This is a genomic window from Ereboglobus sp. PH5-10 (genome assembly GCF_029504735.1).
GTDB lineage: Bacteria > Verrucomicrobiota > Verrucomicrobiia > Opitutales > Opitutaceae > Ereboglobus.
Map to the genome: position 1 here is coordinate 1 of NZ_JAQFIP010000004.1, position 20032 is coordinate 20032.

General features: G+C 60.8%; 17 protein-coding genes. 5 read left to right on the forward strand and 12 right to left on the reverse strand.

The features are described 5' to 3' along the window. The first annotated feature begins 137 nt into the window (after nucleotides 1-137). From M2447_RS04435 to M2447_RS04455, 5 genes are all read left to right on the forward strand, one after another. A complete protein-coding gene (locus M2447_RS04435) occupies nucleotides 138-1088 on the forward strand; it encodes a DMT family transporter (protein ID WP_277557558.1) in 951 nt (316 codons plus the stop codon). Nucleotides 1089-1224: 136 nt separating this feature from the next. Further along, nucleotides 1225-3681, forward strand: a complete 2457-nt coding sequence (locus tag M2447_RS04440) for an alpha-amylase family glycosyl hydrolase (protein ID WP_277557559.1) — start codon at nucleotides 1225-1227, stop codon at nucleotides 3679-3681. A 52-nt stretch (nucleotides 3682-3733) separates the two neighbouring features. Further along, a complete protein-coding gene (locus M2447_RS04445; RefSeq protein ID WP_277508005.1) occupies nucleotides 3734-4423 on the forward strand; it encodes a hypothetical protein in 690 nt (229 codons plus the stop codon). Between the two features lie 31 nt (nucleotides 4424-4454). Beyond that, complete coding sequence (locus M2447_RS04450) at nucleotides 4455-5180, forward strand: MBL fold metallo-hydrolase (RefSeq protein ID WP_277557560.1); 726 nt, start codon at nucleotides 4455-4457, stop codon at nucleotides 5178-5180. A gap of 21 nt (nucleotides 5181-5201) precedes the next feature. Beyond that, the gene (locus M2447_RS04455) at nucleotides 5202-5450 is read left to right on the forward strand and encodes a hypothetical protein (RefSeq protein WP_277557561.1); all 249 of its coding nucleotides are present in this window, start codon (nucleotides 5202-5204) and stop codon (nucleotides 5448-5450) included. 79 nt (nucleotides 5451-5529) lie between these two features. On the opposite strand, the gene M2447_RS04460 is transcribed toward M2447_RS04455, so the two are convergent. The 12 genes from M2447_RS04460 to carB all read right to left on the reverse strand — a co-directional run bounded on the left by M2447_RS04460 (nucleotide 5530) and on the right by carB (nucleotide 19678). Continuing rightward, on the reverse strand, nucleotides 5530-5868 hold the full coding sequence (locus M2447_RS04460) for a P-II family nitrogen regulator (RefSeq protein WP_277557562.1): 339 nt from the start codon (nucleotides 5866-5868) through the stop codon (nucleotides 5530-5532). A gap of 50 nt (nucleotides 5869-5918) precedes the next feature. Then, nucleotides 5919-7268, reverse strand: a complete 1350-nt coding sequence (locus M2447_RS04465; protein ID WP_343215367.1) for an ammonium transporter — start codon at nucleotides 7266-7268, stop codon at nucleotides 5919-5921. Between the two features lie 374 nt (nucleotides 7269-7642). Beyond that, nucleotides 7643-8443 carry a tryptophan synthase subunit alpha gene (gene trpA, locus M2447_RS04470; protein WP_277557564.1) on the reverse strand — a complete coding sequence of 267 codons (801 nt, stop codon included), beginning with the start codon at nucleotides 8441-8443 and terminating at the stop codon, nucleotides 7643-7645. An 11-nt stretch (nucleotides 8444-8454) separates the two neighbouring features. Continuing rightward, the gene (trpB, locus tag M2447_RS04475; RefSeq protein WP_277557565.1) at nucleotides 8455-9636 is read right to left on the reverse strand and encodes a tryptophan synthase subunit beta; all 1182 of its coding nucleotides are present in this window, start codon (nucleotides 9634-9636) and stop codon (nucleotides 8455-8457) included. Continuing rightward, a complete protein-coding gene (locus tag M2447_RS04480; protein ID WP_277557566.1) occupies nucleotides 9633-10244 on the reverse strand; it encodes a phosphoribosylanthranilate isomerase in 612 nt (203 codons plus the stop codon). The genes trpB and M2447_RS04480 overlap by 4 nt, the downstream gene beginning before the upstream one ends. After that, complete coding sequence (gene trpC, locus M2447_RS04485) at nucleotides 10228-11040, reverse strand: indole-3-glycerol phosphate synthase TrpC (protein WP_277557567.1); 813 nt, start codon at nucleotides 11038-11040, stop codon at nucleotides 10228-10230. Before trpC ends, M2447_RS04480 begins: the two co-directional genes overlap by 17 nt. Then, a complete protein-coding gene (gene trpD / locus M2447_RS04490) occupies nucleotides 11037-12053 on the reverse strand; it encodes an anthranilate phosphoribosyltransferase (protein WP_277557568.1) in 1017 nt (338 codons plus the stop codon). The genes trpC and trpD overlap by 4 nt, the downstream gene beginning before the upstream one ends. After that, on the reverse strand, nucleotides 12050-12628 hold the full coding sequence (locus M2447_RS04495; protein WP_277557569.1) for an aminodeoxychorismate/anthranilate synthase component II: 579 nt from the start codon (nucleotides 12626-12628) through the stop codon (nucleotides 12050-12052). The genes trpD and M2447_RS04495 overlap by 4 nt, the downstream gene beginning before the upstream one ends. A gap of 15 nt (nucleotides 12629-12643) precedes the next feature. Then, nucleotides 12644-14119 (reverse strand): chorismate-binding protein, encoded by a 1476-nt coding sequence (locus M2447_RS04500; protein WP_277557570.1) that lies wholly within the window; start codon nucleotides 14117-14119, stop codon nucleotides 12644-12646. 333 nt (nucleotides 14120-14452) lie between these two features. Further along, the gene (gene dapF / locus M2447_RS04505) at nucleotides 14453-15268 is read right to left on the reverse strand and encodes a diaminopimelate epimerase (RefSeq protein ID WP_277557572.1); all 816 of its coding nucleotides are present in this window, start codon (nucleotides 15266-15268) and stop codon (nucleotides 14453-14455) included. A gap of 18 nt (nucleotides 15269-15286) precedes the next feature. Continuing rightward, nucleotides 15287-16447, reverse strand: a complete 1161-nt coding sequence (carA, locus tag M2447_RS04510; RefSeq protein WP_277557574.1) for a glutamine-hydrolyzing carbamoyl-phosphate synthase small subunit — start codon at nucleotides 16445-16447, stop codon at nucleotides 15287-15289. Between the two features lie 6 nt (nucleotides 16448-16453). Further along, on the reverse strand, nucleotides 16454-19678 hold the full coding sequence (gene carB, locus M2447_RS04515) for a carbamoyl-phosphate synthase large subunit (protein WP_277557575.1): 3225 nt from the start codon (nucleotides 19676-19678) through the stop codon (nucleotides 16454-16456). Nucleotides 19679-20032 lie beyond the last annotated feature (354 nt).

The window sequence follows — 20032 nt, forward strand, 5'->3', positions numbered from 1 at the left end:
CCCGCCACACAACCAACAACCCCCGAGCGCACCCTAAACACCCTCCTCGCGGGGTCCCCCCCCCCCCCCCCCCCCGCTCCCGGGGCTTGCGCCGCGATTGACGCAACACGGTGCTCGCGCGCATGGTGTTCTTTTTCATGTCTCAAAATCCCAACCTCAATATCGCCGCCCAGCGCTCCGCATCCGACGCGGGCGGCGGCGCCAACACCACGCTCGCAGGCATCGCCCTGCTCGTCGCGGCGGTGGCATGTTTCGCGTGCATGGACACCACGGTCAAATGGCTGAGCGCGTCACTGCCGTCGTTGCAAATCGTCTCGATCCGCTACATCGGCAGTTTTTTGCTCACGCTCGCGCTGCTGCGCCCGGCGCCCGGCGCGCCCCTGCTGAAAGCCAAGCGCCCGGGGCTGCAAATCCTGCGCTCGCTCGGCATCGTGCTCACGACCGTGTGCTCGTTCACCGCGCTGCAATACATTCCGCTCACCGAGGTGACCTCGGTCACGTTTTCCTCGCCGCTTATCGTCGCCGTCATCGCATGGCCGTTGCTCGGAGAAAAAATGGGGCCGCGCCGCGTGGTGGCCGTGCTCGTCGGATTCGCCGGCGTGCTCGTGATCACGCGCCCCGGAAGCCATGGCGTGCATCCCGCCATCGCACTCGCGGTTCTGGCCGCGATCACCAACGCCCTGTATGCCGTCGCCACGCGCATGCTCGCCGCGCACGACTCGCCGAAAACCACCATATTTTACACGGGGCTTTGCGGCACCGTCATCATGCTCCCGATCCTGCCCTTCGCCTGGCAAACGCCGACGACGATCGGAACATGGCTGGGCTTGCTGGTGACGGGTGTGTTCGGCGCGCTCGGGCACTGGCTGCTCATCCTCGCGCATCAACGCGCCACGGCGACGGTGCTCGCGCCCTTCTTCTACGCGCAGCTCGTCTTCGCGATGGGACTCGCCATGCTCTTTCTCGGCGAGCGCCCCGACGTGTGGACATTCGTCGGCGCGTCCATCGTAATGGGCTCGGGCCTGTATCTCATCTACCGCGAACGCGTGCGCAAAGTCCCCGTCCCCAGCGCCGACATGCCGGCGTAGCGCGCAAGACCGCGCCGCTTTTGCACACGCCTCTTGAACCGGGGGCGGTTCCGTGTTTCTGTGTCCCATTGATTTTTCCGCGTTTTCGCACTTCCGCGCTTCCGCGATTGTTCTTCCACTCATAGAAAACTTTTCCATGCCCATACGCACACGCGAAAAAAAGATCACGCAAGCCTGGTTCGAAGCGCCGAATCGCGGCCACATCGAACTCGCCGCCGACTGGCGCGGACGCACCCCGCCCCCGCTTTCCCTCGGCCCGGACGCCCCCGCGTTCACCTCAATCACCCCCGTCCCCTCGCTCCAATTTGCGCGGCACACCGCCTACTACATCGACCACAAAACCAACGAGATTCATTTCTGCATCTGGCCCGAAAACCTGCCCGCCGAGCCCAGGCAACCGCTCCCCCGAGTCTACCTCGTCGGCGACCACAACGAATGGCACAAAGCCGTCGGCAATCCCGAATGGGAACTCCACCTCGCGAATCACTACGGCACGGAACTTCTCACATGGAGCGGTCCCGCGGCCGACTTCATGGCGCAGCCGCCCAAACGCTTCAAGTTCGTCACCGGGCAGCATCAGTGGCTCGATGTTCCCCAGTCCGCGTTCAACGCGGTCCGCGACGACACCGGCAACCTCAACCGCCAGATCGACCCCACCCGCACCGGCCTCCACGTCTATCAATTCACACTCGACACGCCGCTCGACCTCGCAGCCAACAACCGCGCCCATTGGAACAACGACCCGCAGGCCACGCTCCGCCCCACCACCTTTTTCACGGAACACCGCACCGCCGCGCCGCTCGGCGCCATCCCCGGCAAGGACGAAACCCTCTTTCGCATCTACGCGCCGCGCGCGGGCAGCGTCGAGCTTTGCGTGATCGACGACCTCGGCCGCACCGACGAGCCCCACCGCTACCCCCTCCAGCGCAACCCCGATCACACGTGGGAAATCACCCTCTCCCAAAATCTTCACGGCTGGTATTATTGGTATCACATCGACGGCGCGCAAAACGAGTTCACCCGCTTCAACCCCGCGCAACGCATCCTCGATCCCTACGCCCTCGCCGCCGTTGATCGCGACGGCCCGGGCATCATCATCGACCGCGCGCGGCTCACCCATCGGCGCCATCACGACCACGCGCGCTTCCAAACGCCCGCATGGCAGGACCTCGTCATCTGCGAGGCGCATGTCCGCGATCTCATAGCCCGCGCCCCCATCGACCTCGCGCCCGATGAACGCCTCACCTTCGCCGGCCTCGCCAAATGGGTCGAGCATCCCGACTTCTACCTGCACCGCCTCGGCGTCAACGCCGTCGAGCTCCAACCCGTCCAGGAATTCGACAACATCGCCCCCGGCGACTACCATTGGGGCTACATGACCAGCAACTACTTCGCTCCCGAAAGCAGTTACTCGACCGACCCCGCCCGCGCCTCGGGCATCCACGACCTCCAGCAACTCGTCGCCGCATTCCACCGTCGCGGCATGGCCGTCATCCTCGATGTCGTCTACAACCACGTCGGCGAACCCGCCCACCTGCTTCACATCGACCAGCTCGCCTATTTCCACACCAACGCCGACGGATCCCTCTCCAACTGGTCCGGCTGCGGAAACGACATCAACGCCGATTCCGCCATGGCGCGGCGCCTCATCATCGACAGCCTCGCGCACCTCGTCGAAACCTTCGGCGTTGACGGCTTCCGCCTCGACCTCGCCGAACTCCTCGGCATCGACGCGCTCAAGGAAATCGAAGGCGCCCTCAAGAAAACAAAACCCGACATCATCCTCATCGCCGAACCCTGGAGTTTCAAAGGCCACATCGCCGGCGCCCTCCGCGACACCGGCTGGGCTTCATGGAACGACGGCTACCGCAATTTCATTCGCGAATACGTCCGCGGCGGCTCCAGTCAGGAATCCTACGAATACAACCTCAAGGGCTCCCCGTGGCACTTTGCCAAGTTTCCGGCGCAAACCGTCAACTACTCCGAGTCGCACGACGACCGTTGCTGGCTCGACGTCATCACGGAAAACGCCGGCCACAACGGCAACATCCCCACCTATAAGGATCGCCGCCGCACCCGCCTCATGGCCTCCGTCCTCTGCATGTCGCTCGGCATCCCGATGTTTTCCGCCGGGCAGGATTTTCTCCGCTCCAAGCAAGGCGTGAACAACACCTATCTGCGCGGCGACCTCAACGCGCTCGACTACACCCGCATCCTGCGCTTCCCCAGCACGCACGCCTGTTTCGCCGAATGGATTGCATTCCGTCGCTCCCCGCGCGGCGCGATCCTCCGCCACTACACCCGCCCGCGCGACGAGTTCTTCCGCTTTTTCTTCGCCGAAAACTCCACCGCCGCCGCCACGCTCTACAACGCCGACTGCGAAATGGGCCCGCACCGCCTCCTCTTCGCGATCAACGCCACCGAGAACGACATCACGATCAAACTCCCCCCCGAAGTCATGAAACTAAAATGGCGCCAACTCGCCGATCACGACCGTTTCTACTCCCCCGGCGACCCCGCGCACCCCTATCCCGCGCCCGCCGAAAACCTCTTCCTCCCGCCGCTGAGCTGCGTGTTGTGGGAAGCGGTGTGAGAACAAACTCTGCTCCAACGCCGTAACGAAAATTCTCGATCAACCAATCTTTATGAAACTAAAAGGCCCCAAACTCCCCTTGATCATCGTTTGTTTTTTGACGTGCGCAGCCGCGCAGTGCGCCTCGGTCACGCTTACTACCGCCCTCAACTGGGAATCTGCCGATGAAGAATCGTATGAATTGGTGCGAAAAACCTTTCTCGATGCCTCCGAGGAAATGCGTCCGAACCTCGTGGATTTTTCTTTGTGTGAGAGTCTAAATGCCCATGCGATGACGATGATCTTTACGCCGCCATTCGAGATCAGCAGACAGGCTTACCTTGGGGCAATCGAAGGGCACGAAGAAGCAATCCTTAAACAAAACATGACACTCACAGGTAAAAAGCCCTCAAAGCTGGATGGACTTCCTGCAATCTGGCTGTTTGCCGAAGGGAAAAATATAGAAGTCGATATGATGATGTATAATGCCACATTATTCGTCTTTTCAAAAAAATATATTATCTCAGTTACCATAAATTCATTTGACAGTCCCATTGATGAATCCTCGGAAGTAAGCAAAAGCTATCTTGAACGTATTAAATTGGATTCAGAGTTAGAGCCTGGAGATATTTTGAACGACCCCATTAATAGAGACCGCACAATTGGTCGGATCATCGGATATATACTTACACCACTACTGATGTTCGGGTTGCCGATAGGCATCATTGTTATACTCCTAAAACTATTCGGAAAGCGCCCATGATTACCCCTCTCGTCGGACAAATATCTCGCGCATGATTCAAATCCACCCCATCCGCGGCCTATTTGGTTTTTCCTATCTTGTAACGGAAACTCGCGATACCGCCACGCGAGCCATCCTTATCGACGCCTGTCCCGGCTGCACTCCGCGAAAACTTTCCGCGCTCTTCGGCAAACTCGGCATTCGGCCCGGCGACCTTTGTGCGATCCAGCTCACGCACGCGCATTTCGACCACTGTGTGAACGCCGCCGCCATCCAGCGCTGGAGCGGCGCGCCCGTGCATTGTCCCGCCGCCGACAAACCCTGGCTCATCGAAAGCGCGCATTATCGCGGCCTCAACAAAATCGGAGGCGCGCTCGAAACCATCGGCCGATTCCTCTGGCGCTACAAACCGCCGGCAAATGTTCACTATTTCACCGCCTGCCAAAATTCGAAGCCGCTTCCACACTTCGAAACCATCCAAAACCTCGCGCTCCCCGGACACACGCCCGGCCACACCGGCTATTACATTCTCTCAACCAACACGCTCATCGCAGGCGACCTGTTTGCCGAGCTCGGCATGTTCACGCAAACACCGCCCCGCATTTTTACCGACGACCGAAGGGAGGCGCTTCGCAGCATCACCAAGGCCGCCTCGCTAAACCCGTCCGAAGTTTACATCTGCCACACCACGCGAACAAACGCCATGAGAAGGGCCGAAACACTGCATGCGCTATCCCGGCGCGCCGGGACGGTTCACCACGCCCAAAAATGCGGCTGAACAAACCACCCCAAACCGAACATGGTCCAGGCGCAAAAAAGCGCCGGCGTATGTTTCCGGCGGCGGTTTGAATTTGGTGGACCCGATCAGGGGCTGCAATTTCCCCATGAGAGAGCTTCTTGGTTTGCGCTTGCCGCGAGCGCGGCCAAAATCGCCTTGGTGCTGTTTCGATTTAAACTCTCGCGAAGAAATGCCTTTGGCCAGGGTGCGCCCTGGGTGATCCGGGATGATGAACAGCTCACCCAGGGAAGCCTACCTCGAATAGGCTGAAATCATGAGAATTCTGATATTGTGCGAATGAACCGCCCCGCGCTTCCGGCGCGGGACGGATTGTCATGATGTTTTCAGATCAGAGGGCGCTTTCACCGTTTTCTCCGGTGCGAATGCGCATCGTTTGCTCGACGGGCATCACGAAGATTTTTCCGTCGCCGATTTTGCCGGTTCTGGCCGCGCCTTCGATGGTTTTGACAACGCTGGCAAGCATGTCGTCGCTGACAACAACCTCGACTTTTACCTTCGGCAGGAAATCGACCGTGTATTCACTTCCACGGTAAATTTCGGTATGCCCCTTCTGCCGCCCGAAGCCCTTGGCCTCGGTGACCGTCATGCCGTCCACGCCGATATCGGCGAGCGCGGCTTTAACTTCCTCCAACTTGAAGGGTTTGATGATCGCGATGATGAGTTTCATTATTTTTGTATTTGTTTATTGGATACGAAGAAGAGGCCGCGTCCCGCGGCTCAGGTGTTGATGTAGCCTTCCTCGCCGTGGTCGGAAATATCCAGGCCCTGGCGTTCGGCTTCCGGCGCCGGGCGCAGCCCGATGACGGCCTTGACGAGATATGCGATGATGACCGTGGCGATGATGCTCCAGGCAAGCGTCACACCCACGGCCTTGAGTTGCGCGAGCAATAAGCCGTCCATGATGCCGGCGATGCCGGGGTTGACCTCGGTCGTGGCCAGGACGCCGGTAAGAATCGCCCCGAGCGTGCCGCCCACGGCATGCACGCCGAATGTGTCGAGCGCATCGTCGTAGCCGAACACGGCCTTGAGTTTTACGACCGCGAAATACGGCACGATGCCCGCGAACACGCCGCAAATCACCGCGCCGGTCGCGTTGACGAAACCCGCCGCCGGGGTAATCACCACCAAGCCGGCCACAATGCCCGAGCAGAAACCGAGCACCGACGGTTTGCGTTTTGCAACATACTCCAGCACCCCCCAGGTGAAACCGCCCACGCCGGTGCAAAGCGTCGTTGTCATGAACGCATTCGCCGCGATGCCATCCGCGCCACCCGCGCTGCCCGCGTTGAACCCATACCAGCCGATCCAGAGTATCGCGGTGCCGACCATGCAAAGCACCATGCTGTGCGGCGCCATTTTTTCGCGTCCGAAGCCAAGGCGCGGCCCGAGAATCACACACAGAACCAGGGCCGACCAGCCCGACGACATGTGCACAACCGTGCCGCCCGCAAAGTCGACCGCCTTGATCGCGCCCGCCGCGCCCGACATAAGGCCGCCGCCCCAAACCATGTGCGCCAGCGGATAATACACGACAAACATCCACACCGTTATGAAGGCCATGATCGCGGTGAACTTCATGCGCTCCGCAATCGCGCCCACGATAAGCGCCGGCGTGATGATCGCAAAGGTGAGCTGAAACATCGCGAACACATTTTGCGAAACCCACGGCAACGTGCCCGTCGCGCTCGTCACGCCCTTGAAAAAGACATGGTCAAGCCCGCCTATGAACGAATTGCCCGGGGCAAACGACAGGCTGAAGCCAATCGCCCACCACAGCACCGTGGACAGCCCCGCGATGCCCAGGCATTGCGCGAGCACCGAGAGCACGTTTTTGCGGCGGACAAGCCCGCCGTAAAACAACGCCAGTCCGGGCAGCGTCATGAACAACACGAGCGCGGTGGATGTCATCATCCAGCCGTTGTGCCCCGGCCCGGGTGTCCCCGCGAGGGGGGCGTCCGCCGGGGGAGGCGCGTTGTTTATATAGGCCTCAAGCGCGCCCAGGCGCGCCTCCGTTGACAAGGGGACGGATGCCGTTCCTGGTGTTTCGGCCCGCGCAGCGAGCGCCATCAGTAATATACTAATTCCGCAAGTCACCGCGCGGAAAAGTGTGGAGAAGGAATTTGCTTTCATGCGTCGCACGGCATAGCACCCCCAACACGGGTCGCGAGGAAATTGATATTATAAGTCTATATTAGAAGTCTCGCTTACCTTTGAACCGCACACCTTAAGAAAAGCACCAATGGAAATAAACACGGTGATATAAAATTTTTAAATACAACCGGATTTATGAAATAGAATAATTAATAAACTTTACGGGAATTATAAAAACTGCAATTCATCCAAGTGCCCGTGCGCAAGCCCCGAAATGAATGCGATATGGCATTTCGATGCCCTGAATGGCAACCAGCCCGGGCGACATCCAGACATCGCATCTTTCCCGCTTAGCCGACCGCGGTTTTCAATTCGCGGGCGAGGGAATATGTTTTTTCCAGCAAGGCGGCGCCGGCATGGCGCTCGGTCAGCCGGATGAAGGCGCTGCCCACGATGATGCCGTCGGCAACTTGTCCGATTCGCGCGGCATCATCCGGCGTCGAAATGCCAAAGCCGACAAGGACGGGGAGCGGCGTGATCTCCTTCAGCGCGGCGACTTGGGCAGCGATGTCCCCGATGTCGTTGCGGTCGTTTTTCACTCCGGTCACGCCCTTGACGCTGACGTAATACACAAAGCCTTGCGCATCCTTCAGGATTTTTTTCGCGCGCCGGTTGCTTGTCGCGGGCGAGACAAGCGGGATGAGCGCAATGTCCCGCGGGCGCAAAAAACGCGTCAGCTCGCCGGATTCCTCGAAGGGCAGATCGACGACGAGCATGGCGTCGATGCCGGCGGCCTTGGCGTCGGTCGCAAGGCGTTCGAGTCCGTGTTGCAGAAGCGGGTTGAAATACGAAAAAAGCACGAGCGGAACCGTGGCGTTTTTTTTGCGAATTTCGCGCGCGATGCGCAACGCGCCCGCGAGGGTCATTCCGTTGGCGAGCGCTTTTTGCGAGGACGCTTGAATCGCGGGGCCGTCGGCGCTCGGGTCGGAAAACGGCACGCCCAGTTCGATGATGTCCGCGCCCGCATCAATCGCTTTCAGGATGAGCTGGAGCGATGTTTCGGCGTCGGGATTTCCAACGGTGAAGAACGCGGTGAACGCCTTTTTGTTTTCGGCGCGGAGCCGGGAGAATGTCTTGGTGAATCGGTTCATGGTCGGGAAGATTATTGGTTTTTGTTTTGTTCAGCGTGGCGGCGGATGTGCGCGAGATCCTTGTCGCCGCGTCCCGAGAGGCACACGACGATGCTTTCATCGCACGGCAGGGCGCGTGCGTTTTTCAGCGCAACGGCGACGGCGTGCGAGGATTCGAGCGCGGGGATGATTCCCTCGAATTGTGCGAGCGCGTTGAAGGCGTCGAGCGCCTCGTCGTCGGTGACGGGGACGTAGCGCGCGCGACCGGTGTCGCGCAGGTGCGCGTGTTCGGGGCCGACGCCGGGGTAATCCAGCCCGGCGCTGATCGAGTAGGTGTCGAGAATCTGGCCGTCCTTGTCTTGCAGGAGAAAGGTTTTTGAGCCGTGCAAAACGCCAAGGCTCCCCCCGCACAGGCTGGCCGCGTGCTGTCCGGTGCCCAGTCCCCTGCCCGCGGCCTCGGCGCCGATGAGCGCCGTGTTTTTGTCGGCCTCAAATCCGGAAAAAATCCCGATGGCGTTGCTGCCGCCGCCGACGCAGGCGATGACTTGCGCGGGCAGTTTGTTTTCCTTTTCCAGGATCTGGCGTCGAGCCTCGGCGCCGATGACGGATTGGAAATGTTTCACGATTTCCGGATACGGCGCGGGGCCGGCGGCGGTGCCGATGACGTAGAACGTGTTTTCAAAACTCGCCACCCAGTCGCGCAGCGCCTCATTCATGGCGTCCTTGAGCGTGCGCGAGCCGGCGCAAACACTCACGACCTTTGCGCCGAGGATGCGCATGCGCTCGACATTCGGCGACTGGCGCGACACGTCCTCCTCGCCCATGAAAACCTCGCACGGCATTCCGAGGAGCGCGGCGGCGGTGGCGGCGGCCACGCCGTGCATGCCCGCGCCGGTTTCGGCGATGAGGCGCGTCTTGCCCATGCGTTTGGCGAGGAGCGCCTGGCCGAGCGCGTTGTTCACCTTGTGCGCGCCGGTGTGGTTGAGGTCCTCGCGCTTGAGGTAAATCTTCGCGCCGCCCGTGCGCGCACTGAGGCGTCGCGCAAAATAGAGCGGCGTTTCGCGTCCGACGTAGTCGGCGAGCAACGCGGCCAATTCGTCTTGAAACGCGGTGTCGCGCAGCGCGCCGTCGAAGGCGTCCGCAATTTCCTCAAGCGCGGGCATGAGCGTTTCCGCGACGTATTGCCCGCCGTAGGTTCCGTAGTGTGTGTTCATGGTGTTTTGATGATGGAAAAAAGTTGCCGGAGTTTTTCACCGTCCTTGATGCCGGGCGCGGATTCGACGCCGCTGGAAATGTCGATTGCAAAAGGCCGCACCTCGGCGACGGCGCGCCGGATGTTTGCGGCATTGATGCCGCCGGCAAGAACGACGGGGCGTTGTTGCGAGAGTCGCGCGACCAGTCTCCAGTTTGCCACTTGTCCGCTGCCCCCGTAAACTGGCCCGCAACTGGCATCGGCCAGGCAACAGGCCGCCGGAGAATGAAGGGCGCGCGTCACGTCGTTTTCGGTTTCCAAGCGAAATGTTTTCCAAACGGGAAAGCGCGACTGTCTCACGAATTCATCCGTCTCATCGCCGTGCAACTGGGCGATGTCGAGACCGCACTCCATCGCGCTGTGGAGGAATTTCGCGGATGGGTTGACAAAGACGCCGACGGTTGCCGCGCGATTCCGGACGCGGGCCAGAAGCGATTTTAATTTTTCGATGGCAACAAAACGCGGCGATTTTTCGTGGAGGACAAATCCGATGTAATCCGCGCCAAGCGACAGGGCGCAGTCGATGTCCTCCCCGCGCGTGAGGCCGCAGATTTTAATTTTCGGTTTCATTTTTCAAAAGTGCCTCAAGCGCGGCGGCGGGGCTTTGCGCCCTCATGAGCGTGGTGCCGATCAGGAATGCGTCCGCGCCGAGCGCTTGCAGGCGCCGCAATTCGGCCGCCGAGGAAAGGCCGCTTTCAGCGACGATGATTTTGTCCGCGGGAATTTTCTGAATAAGGTTTTCGGTGAGCCGCGGATGCATCGAAAAGTCTTCGAGGTTTCGGCAGTTGATTCCGATGATGGACGCGCCCGCGCGCAGGGCGCGGTCGAGTTCCGGTTCGTCATGCACTTCGCAGAGCGCGTCGAGTCGCAGCGTTTTGCAACGATGCAGGAATGCGGCGAGCTCGTGGTCGTCGAGCATTCGCGCGATGAGCAAAACGGCCGAGGCTCCGGCGGCGCGGGCTTCGTGGATTTGGTATTCGTCCACGATGAAATCCTTTCGGAGAAGCGGAATTTTTGCGCGCCCCGCGATATCCTCAAGATAGGAGAGGCGACCCTCAAAGTAATGCGGCTCGGTCAGAATCGAAAGCGCGGCGGCTCCGTTTTTTTCAAGCGCGTCCGCCAGTTTTAGCGGCTCAAAGGGATCGCGTATCACGCCCGCCGAGGGCGAGGCGCGCTTGAGCTCGGCAATCACGCGCGGCGTTTTGCATTGCCGGCCATCGCGAAGTGCGTCCGCGAAGGACGGCGCGGGCTGGCGTGATTGCGCGGCGCGTTTTAGTTTTTCGAGCGGGACGTGTTTCTGTTTTTCCTCCAAGTCCCGCCGGGTGCGGGCGGCGATTTGGTCGAGTATGTGCGCGCGGGTTTTCATTGGCGGCTATAGGCGATGAGTGTGTTAAGTTTTTCGAGCGGAGCGCCGCCGCGGAGGCTTTCGTCGGCGAGCCGGACGCCTTCGCGCAAGTCGTCCGCGAGTCCGCTCGCGAAGATCGCAGCGCCGGCGTTCAGGAGGACGGCGGCTCTCGCGCCGCCGGAGATTTCGCCGGAGAGGATTCCCCTCAGGATGCCGGCGTTTTCGCGCGCGTCGCCGCCCCGGACGTCGGTTTCGGGGAAGCGTTGCCCGACAAAAAACTCGGGGTGCAGCGGGTAGGTTTTGATTTGTCCGTCGCGGAGTTCGCAGACGCGGCTTTCGGCTGCCGCGCTGATTTCGTCGAGGCCGTCCATGCCGTGGACAACGAGGGCGCGCTTGCAGCCGAGTTCGCGCAGGGCGTGCGCGTAGATTTCCGTGAGCCCGGGCGCGAAGACGCCGAGCACATGCGTGCCGGCGCCGGCGGGATTGCAGAGCGGCCCGGCGAGGTTGAAGAGCGTGCGGATGCCGAGCTCCTTGCGGAGCGGCGCGACGCCCGCCATGCAGGGGTGCATTTTTGCGGCGAAGAGAAAACCGACGCCGATTTCCTGAATCGCGCGCTCCATTTGCACGGGCGGGCAGTCGAGGTTGAGACCGAGCTGCGCGAGCACGTCGGCGGAACCGCACAGTCCGGAGGCGGCTCGGTTGCCGTGCTTGGCGATGACGACGCCGGCGCTCGCGGCGACAAAGGCGGAGGTGGTTGAAATGTTGAAGGTGTTTTTTCCATCGCCTCCCGTGCCGACGATGTCGGTCGCGGATTTTCCGCCGCAATCGATGAAGCGGGCGTGCCGTCGCATGGCGCGGGCCGCGCCGAGGATTTCGCCGGACGACTCGCCCTTGGCGTGAAGCGCGCCGAGAATAAACGCGGTTTGCGCGGGCGTCAGCTCTCCCGCGATGATGTTTTCAACGAGCGCCTGCGCCTCGTGCGCGTCGAGGTCTTTCCCGGCGGCGATTTTTTCGGCGGCGTGCTTGTGGTTCATCGGTCCGCCTCCAGTGTGCGCAGGAAATTGGCGAACTGCATTTTGCCGCCGGAACTCATTATGGATTCCGGATGATACTGCAGGCCCTCGAGTTTTTTCGCGGCGTTGCGAACGCCCATGATTTCGCCGTCGCGCGCGCGCGCGGTGATCTCGAAACCGTCGGGAAGCGACGCCGCGTCCACCGCGAGCGAGTGGTAGCGGACGACTCGGAGCGGCGACGGGAGTTTTTCAAACGTGCCGCGTCCGTCGTGCGTGATCTCGGAGATTTTTCCGTGGCGGATTTCCTTTGCGCGGATGATTTTCGCGCCGAAAACACTGGCGATTGCCTGATGCCCGAGGCAGACGCCGAGCATGGGGATTTTGCCCGCGAATTCCTTGATGGCCGGGCAAAGGATGCCGGCGTTTTCAGGACGCCCGGGGCCGGGCGAGAGGATGATCCCGCGCGGCCGCATTTCGGCGATTTGCCCGAGCGTGACGGCATCGTTTCGCATGGTGACGACGCGCGCGCCGAGCACTTCGACGCAGTGCGCGATGTTGAAGGTGAAGGAGTCGAAATTGTCGATTATAAGAATCATGGCGGTCGGTTGTTTTCAGAGTGTGCTCATGTCGAGGTTTTGGACGGCGAAGCGGACGGCCTTGAACATGGCGCCGGCCTTTGCGAGGCATTCGTCCGCTTCTTTTTCGGGATCGGAATCGGCGACGATTCCCGCGCCGGCCTGAATGGTGATTTTGCCATCGCGCACGTGGAGCGTCCGGATGGTGATCGCCATGTCCATGTTGTGCGAGTAGCTGAAGTAGCCGATCGCGCCGCCGTAGGTGCCGCGCGGCCCGTCCTCGAGTTCGTGGATGATTTCCATGGCGCGAACCTTGGGCGCGCCGCTCAAGGTGCCCGCGGGAAAAACGGCGCGGAGCAGGTCGAAGGCGTCGTTTCCGCCGTCGAGCTCGCCCTCAATCTGGCTGACGAGGTGCATGACGTGCGAGTAGCGTTCGACGTGCATGTAGTCCCGCACCTGAACGCTGCCGGGGCGGCAGACGCGCGAGAGGTCGTTGCGCCCGAGATCGACGAGCATGAGGTGCTCGGCGGTTTCCTTTTCGTCGCGGAGAAGCTCGTCGCAAAGGCGGGCGTCGTCGCGAGGCGTGTCGCCGCGTTTGCGCGTGCCGGCGATTGGGCGCAGCTCGGCCTTGCCGCGAGTCAGGCGCACCATGGTTTCCGGCGACGAACCGATCCAGTGCGTGTCTCCGATTTTTAGGAAAAATGTGTAGGGCGAGGGGTTGATGAGCCGCAGTGCGCGGTAGAGTTTGAGCGCGTCGATTTTTGCGCTCAGCGAGAATTTTTGCGAGAGCACGACCTGAATGATGTCGCCATCCACGATGTGCCGCTTGGCGCGGTCAACTTTGCGGCAGTAGTCCTCGCGTCCGCTTTTGCTTTCGAAACGCGGCAGGGTTCCGGCGGGCGGGGGCGTTGCCGGCGCGGGCGGTTTTTCGAGCGACGCCAGTATGCCGTCGATGCGCGCGGTCGCGCTTGCGTGAGCGGCGCGGGGATTTTCAAACTCGCCGGGGCGCACGCACACAACGGCGAGAATGCTATGGCGCACGTTGTCGAAAATGAGCATTTCGTCGGCGAAGAAAAAACATGCGGTGGGCTCGCCCATGCCGTTTTTGGGCGGCGGCAGTTTTTCGAATTCGTTGACGGTTTCGTAGCCGATGTAGCCGAGGGCTCCGCCGAAGAAAGGCGGAAGCCCGTCGATTTGCGCGGCGTTCACGCCCTTGAGCAATTCGCGCAAGGCGAGGATGCCGCCGGGCAGGTTTTCGGTGATGCCGTTTTTGGTGAAGGTCGCGCGGCCGTCGCGCACTTGGAAAAGGCCGTTGTTGCCGAGGCCGATGAAGGAGTAGCGACCGAAGCGCTCGCCGCCCTCGACGCTCTCGAAGAGGAACACGTTTTCCTCCCTTTCGAGCCGTTTGAGAATGGAGACGGGCGTCTCCAAGTCGGCGAGCGATTCCCGGAAAACGGGAATCAGGTTGTGCGTATTGCACAGTGTTTCGAATGTTTGCAGATCAGGTTTCATTGGAAAAAATATCACTTGGTTTTCGCATGGGGAAAAATCCGGGCACAAAAAAGGCGGAGCAACACGGGTGCGTGTTTGTCCGCCGGACGAAAGAACGCGATTACGTCAAATGCCGCGCGTGCGGCCGCGTTCTTTTTTGTGAGCTTGAATGTCTATGCACAAAGGCTGGCTCACCGGCAGACTTGCCGGCGCCACCATCGATTAGTCGTGTGCAACTGTGCGCTCATGTGATGGCGCGCAAAAGGAACCGCTTTGTTTTTCGACGCAAGTATTTTTTCAAACGGGGCGTGTTTTTCATGGCGGGAAACTTTGGACACAGCGGGTCGCGGTGTCTCATTTGCACTCCAGCGTGCCGATGAATTCGACGGGGCCGGTTTGTGTCGCCCGGAAGTCGGGTGTGATTTCGACCGACAAGGTGCCGCCGGGCATGTGAACGGTGATGTTGCCGTCGCACCAGCCCATGCGAAACGCGACCGCCGCCGCCGCCGAGCTGCTGCTGCCGGAGGCGAGCGTGTAGCCCGCGCCGCGCTCCCAGATTTCTATGCGAATATTGTTCCGGTCGATCACATGCAGGAACTGGACGTTGGTGCGGTTGGGAAAAGTTTTGTGAACCTCAACTTGCGGGCCGATTTCACGGGCGAGCGCCCCGGTCGGATTTTCGACCGGGATGACGCAATGCGGATTGCCAACCGTGGCGGCGTAAAAAGGAAGGGCGTTCCCGCCGATGAGGAGTTTTTCGCCAAGCACCTCGCGCGTCCGGCCCCGAACCGGAATGTCCCGCGAGCTGAAACTGACGCCGCCCATTGCGACGCGGATTTTGGTTTTGGAAATCACGCGCGCCTCCACCACGCCGCCTTTTGTTTCAATGAGGAAGGGTTTGTTGCCCACGAGTTTTTGGTCCCGGAGGTAGCGGGCAAAAATCCGCAATCCGTTGCCGCTTTTCTCCGCCTCGCTGCCGTCGGGGTTGAAGATGCGAAGGGCAAACGGCGCTTTTTTCGAGGGGAGCGGACCGTGGAGAATTCCGTCGGAGCCGAGTCCGAAATTGCGATGGCAGATTCTTTGGATTTGACGCGGCGCCGGCCTGGAAAATTTGCGGGCGTCGAGGACGAGGTAGTCGTTTCCGAGGGCGTGGTATTTGGTGAATTTCATTTTTGAACAAGGCGGGTGTCAGCGCTGTTTGCGGTTGGCGACCATTTGGTGGAATTTTTCAAAGTTGCGCCGTCCCTCGTTGGGGCCGGGGCCGGCTTCGGGATGATATTGAACGCAGAAGACATCGCGGCCCGGCAGGCGGAAACCGGAGATGGTGTTGTCGTTGAGGTTGATTTCGGTGACAACGCCGCCGCAGCTTTTCAGGCTTTCGGGATCGACCGCGTAGCCGTGGTTTTGCGCTGTGATGATGATGACGTCGTCCTCCAGATTTTTAACCGGTTGATTGCCGCCGCGGTGTCCGAATTTCAGTTTGTAGGTTTTCGCGCCAATTGCTTTTGCGATGATTTGGTGGCCGAGGCATATCCCAAAAATCGGCAGCTTGCCGATGCAGGCGGCGACGGCCTTGTGCGCATGGGGGATGGCCGCGGGATCGCCGGGGCCGTTCGAGAGAAAAAGCGCGTCGGGGTTGAGCGCGAGGATTTGCTCCGCCGTGCTTGTCGCGGGCAGGACGTGAACGTCGAAGCCGTGCGCGTGGAGCTGGCGGAAGATGGAGCGCTTCGCGCCGAAATCGACGGCGGCGAGCTTGAAGCGTTTTGGCGGCGGCTTGTCGCGGTAGAGTGTCGTGCCGGGAACGGTGAAGAGCGCGCGTTCGTTTTCGCCGGGCGTAAAAAGGTAGGGGCGCGCTGTTGTCACTTGCCCGACGTAATCGGCGTTTGCCGCGCCGGTTTGGGCCCGGGCGTTTTTCAGCGCCTCGGCGTCGGAAATGCCCGCGGTGCTGAGGCAGGCGCCCATCGCGCCCTTGTCGCGAATGAGTTTTGTGAGATGCCGTGTGTCGATGCCTTGGATGCCGGGCACGCCGTGGCGCGCGAGATAGCCGGGGAGCGACTCTTTTGCGCGCCAGTTGCTGACGCACGGGCTGAGTTCCCGGACGACGAGCGCGGAGATTTTCGGGCCTTCCGATTCGCCGTCGTCGCCAGTGATGCCGTAGTTGCCGATTTGCGGCGCGGTCATCGTGACGATTTGCATGTGATAGGAGGGATCGGTGATGATTTCCTCGTAGCCGGTCATGCTGGTGTTGAACACACATTCGCCGAGGACGGTTTTTTCCGCTCCGAAGGCCTTGCCGTGAAAGAGTGTGCCGTCTTCGAGCGCGAGCACCGCTTGTTTTTCCGTGTTCATAAAAGTTCAGTTCCCCGCGGATTTCTGGAGGGATGTGACCGTCCATTTTTTTTTGCGCATCGCAGTGATGCCTTTCAACGCCGAGATCGCCGCGTTGACACTCAGAAGGACGGGGATGTTGTTTTTGAGCGCCTCCGCGCGAATGGTGTTCTCATCAACAGGCGCGGAGGCGCTTGAGGGCGTGCTGATGACGAGCGCGAGCTCGTTGTTTTTGATCAGGTCGAGCGCGTTGGGGCGTCCCGATAACAATTTGCCGAGGATCGTGGCGTTGATGCCGACGCTTGCGAGCGCGTTGGCGGTGCCTTGTGTCGCGTAGAATTTGAAGCCGAGCGCGGCGAGGGAACGGGCGTAGGGCAGGATCGTTTTTTTGTCGGAATCCTTGACGCTCATGAAGACCGAGCCCTCGAGCGGCAGGGGCATGTTGACGGCCATCTGCGACTTCGCGAAGGCGATGCCGTAATTTTTGTCGCGTCCCATGACTTCGCCGGTGCTGCGCATTTCCGGGCCGAGGGCGACCGACGCGCCGGGAAAGCGGTTAAATGGAAACGCGGATTGTTTTACCGCCCAGATGCCGGGCGTGATTTCTTCCGTGAAACCGATGTCGGCGAGTTTTTCGCCGGTCATGATGCGAACGGCCAGCCGCGCCAGCGGGACGTTGATGACTTTGCTGACAAAGGGGATTGTTCGCGAGGCGCGGGGGTTCACCTCGAGGACGTAGAGATCGTGGTTCTTGATGGCATACTGGACGTTCATCAGGCCGCGAACTTCGAGCGCCTTGGCAAGCGCGCGGGTCGCCTCGCGGACTTCCTCCAACAACATGCCGCCGAGTGTGTGCGGCGGCATGACCATCGTCGCGTCGCCGGAATGAACCCCGGCAAACTCAACATGCTCAAGCATGCCGCCGATGACAGTTGTTTCGCCGTCGCTGATGCAATCGACATCCAGCTCGACCGCGTCCTCCAGGTATTGGTCGAGCAGCACCGGCGTGCCGGGGGCGACCGAGAAAACCTCGCTCAGGACGGCGTCCATTTCGCCGCGGTTGTAAACGATGAACATCCCGCGTCCGCCGAGCACGAAGGAAGGGCGCAGCAGGATGGGGAAGCCGATTTCATCGGCAAGGCGCGCGGCCTCGGCGGGAGACGTCGCCGTCACGTTGCGCGGCTGGCGCAGTCCGAGGTTTTGGAGGATTTGCTTGAACTGCTCGCGGTCTTCCGCCGCGTCGATGGATTGCGGCGGGGTGCCGATGATGTTCACACCGTTTGCCTCCAGAACACGCGCAAGATTCAAGGGTGTTTGCCCGCCGAACTGCACAATCGCGCCGTCGCACTTCGCGCGCCGGTAGACCGAAAGCACGTCCTCCGCGGTCAGCGGCTCGAAATACAAATGGTCGGATGTGTCGTAGTCCGTGGAAACCGTCTCGGGGTTCGAGTTTATCATCACGCTTTCATAGCCGAGCCGCCGCAACTCGAACGATGCGTGCGTGCAGCAATAATCGAACTCGATGCCCTGGCCTATCCGGTTGGGACCGCCGCCGATGACCATGATTTTCTTTTTGCCGGTGTGGCGCACCTCGTCCTCGTCGCCGTAGCTCGAGTAATAATAGGGCGTGCGCGCCTCGAACTCCGCCGCGCAAGTGTCCACGAGCCGGTATCCGGCGCGGATGCCGAGTGATTCGCGGAGCGACTGGATTTCGCCGAAGCTTTTTCCGGAGATATTTGAAAGCTGGGTGTCGGAAAATCCCGCCTCCTTCGCCGTCCGCAGCAAACGCGCGCCCCATTTTTCCGCGGGCGTTTCGAGCAGTTTTGTCTCCAGCCCGACCAGCTCCTTGAACTGGTGCAGGAACCACGGGTCGAATTGCGTGAGCTCGTTGATTGCCGCGACATCCATGCCCGCCAAAAACGCCTGGCGAATATAAAAGATCCGTTCGGGCAGCCGCCATGCGAGAAGCCGCCGCAACTCGTTCGCGTCACGTTTTTCACGGTCTCCGAACAAGCCGCCGCCGCCGTAGCCGAGCGTGCCGTTTTCGAGCGAGCGCAACGCTTTTTGGAACGATTCCTTGAAGGTGCGCCCGATTGCCATCACCTCGCCGACCGACTTCATCGACGAGCCGAGTTCGCGCGGGCTTTGCGGAAATTTCTCGAATGCGAAACGCGGGATTTTGGTGACAACGTAATCAATGCTCGGCTCGAAGCCCGCGGGTGTCCCGCGCGTGATGTCGTTGCGCAGCTCGTCGAGCGAATACCCGACGGCCAGCTTGGCAGCGATTTTCGCGATGGGAAACCCGGTTGCCTTCGACGCCAGGGCGGAGGAGCGCGAGACGCGCGGGTTCATCTCGATCACAACCATGCGGCCCGTGCGCGGGCAGACCGCGAACTGGACATTGCTGCCGCCGGTTTCCACGCCGATTTCGCGGATGACCGCAAACGACGCATCGCGCATCAATTGGTATTCCTTGTCACTTAGCGTGAGCGCGGGCGCGACGGTGATTGAGTCGCCGGTGTGCACTCCCATCGGGTCGATGTTTTCGATCGAGCATATCACGACGCACTGGTCCTTGCGGTCGCGCATGACTTCCATCTCGAACTCCTTCCATCCGGTCAGGCACTCCTCAATCAGAACCTCGTGAACGGGCGACGCGTCGAGCCCGCCGCGCACAATGAGCTCCAGCTCGTCGCCGTTGTAGGCAATGCCGCCGCCCTGGCCGCCGAGCGTGAAACTGGGGCGGACGATCAGCGGGAATCGCCCGATTTGCCCCGCGGCCCCGACCGCTTCGGCGAGCGACTTCACGACGCGCGACTTGGGCATGTCGAGGCCGATTTTTTGCATGGCCCGGCGAAACAACTCGCGGTCCTCGCCCTTCCTGATGGCGGCGGCATTCGCGCCGATGAGTTTCACGCCGTGCCTGTCGAGCACGCCCGCCTCGAACAGGGCAAGACCGAGGTTGAGGCCGGTTTGCCCGCCAAGCGTGGGCAGGAGCGCGTCGGGTTTTTCAATCCCGATGATTTTCTCAAGCGAAGGCACCGTCAGCGGTTCGATATAGGTCGCGTCCGAGAATTCGGGATCGGTCATGATCGTCGCCGGGTTGCTGTTGACGAGCACGACGCGGTAACCCTCGTCGCGGAGCGCCTTGCACGCCTGGACCCCGCTGTAATCGAACTCGCAGGCCTGTCCGATTACGATCGGGCCGGAGCCGATTATCATGATTGTTTTTAAGTCTGTCCGTTTCGGCATGGATGAAGTTTTTCAGTGAAAGGTTTCGGATAAAAAAAAGGGAACGCCAAAGGCATTCCCCGGTAAGTGGAGGGAGTGGAGGGCGATGCGCATTGAATCGTTTCCATTAATTTTTCCGGAATAAAAGGGACATTGATTGAAGCCCAACGGGCTTCTGTCCGATAGCCCGGGGTTGCGAGCGTGGCGAGCCACCCCGGGAATATAGCGCATAACAACCAACCCCAACGGGGTTGCGGCCTGACCGCCCGGCATGCGTTTTCAGAGGACGCAACCCTTTCAGGGTTGTGTTTTCTTTTTCACAAAACCCGGGGTGGGCGCTCGAAGCTCGCGCCAACCCCGGGCTAACAGACGCAT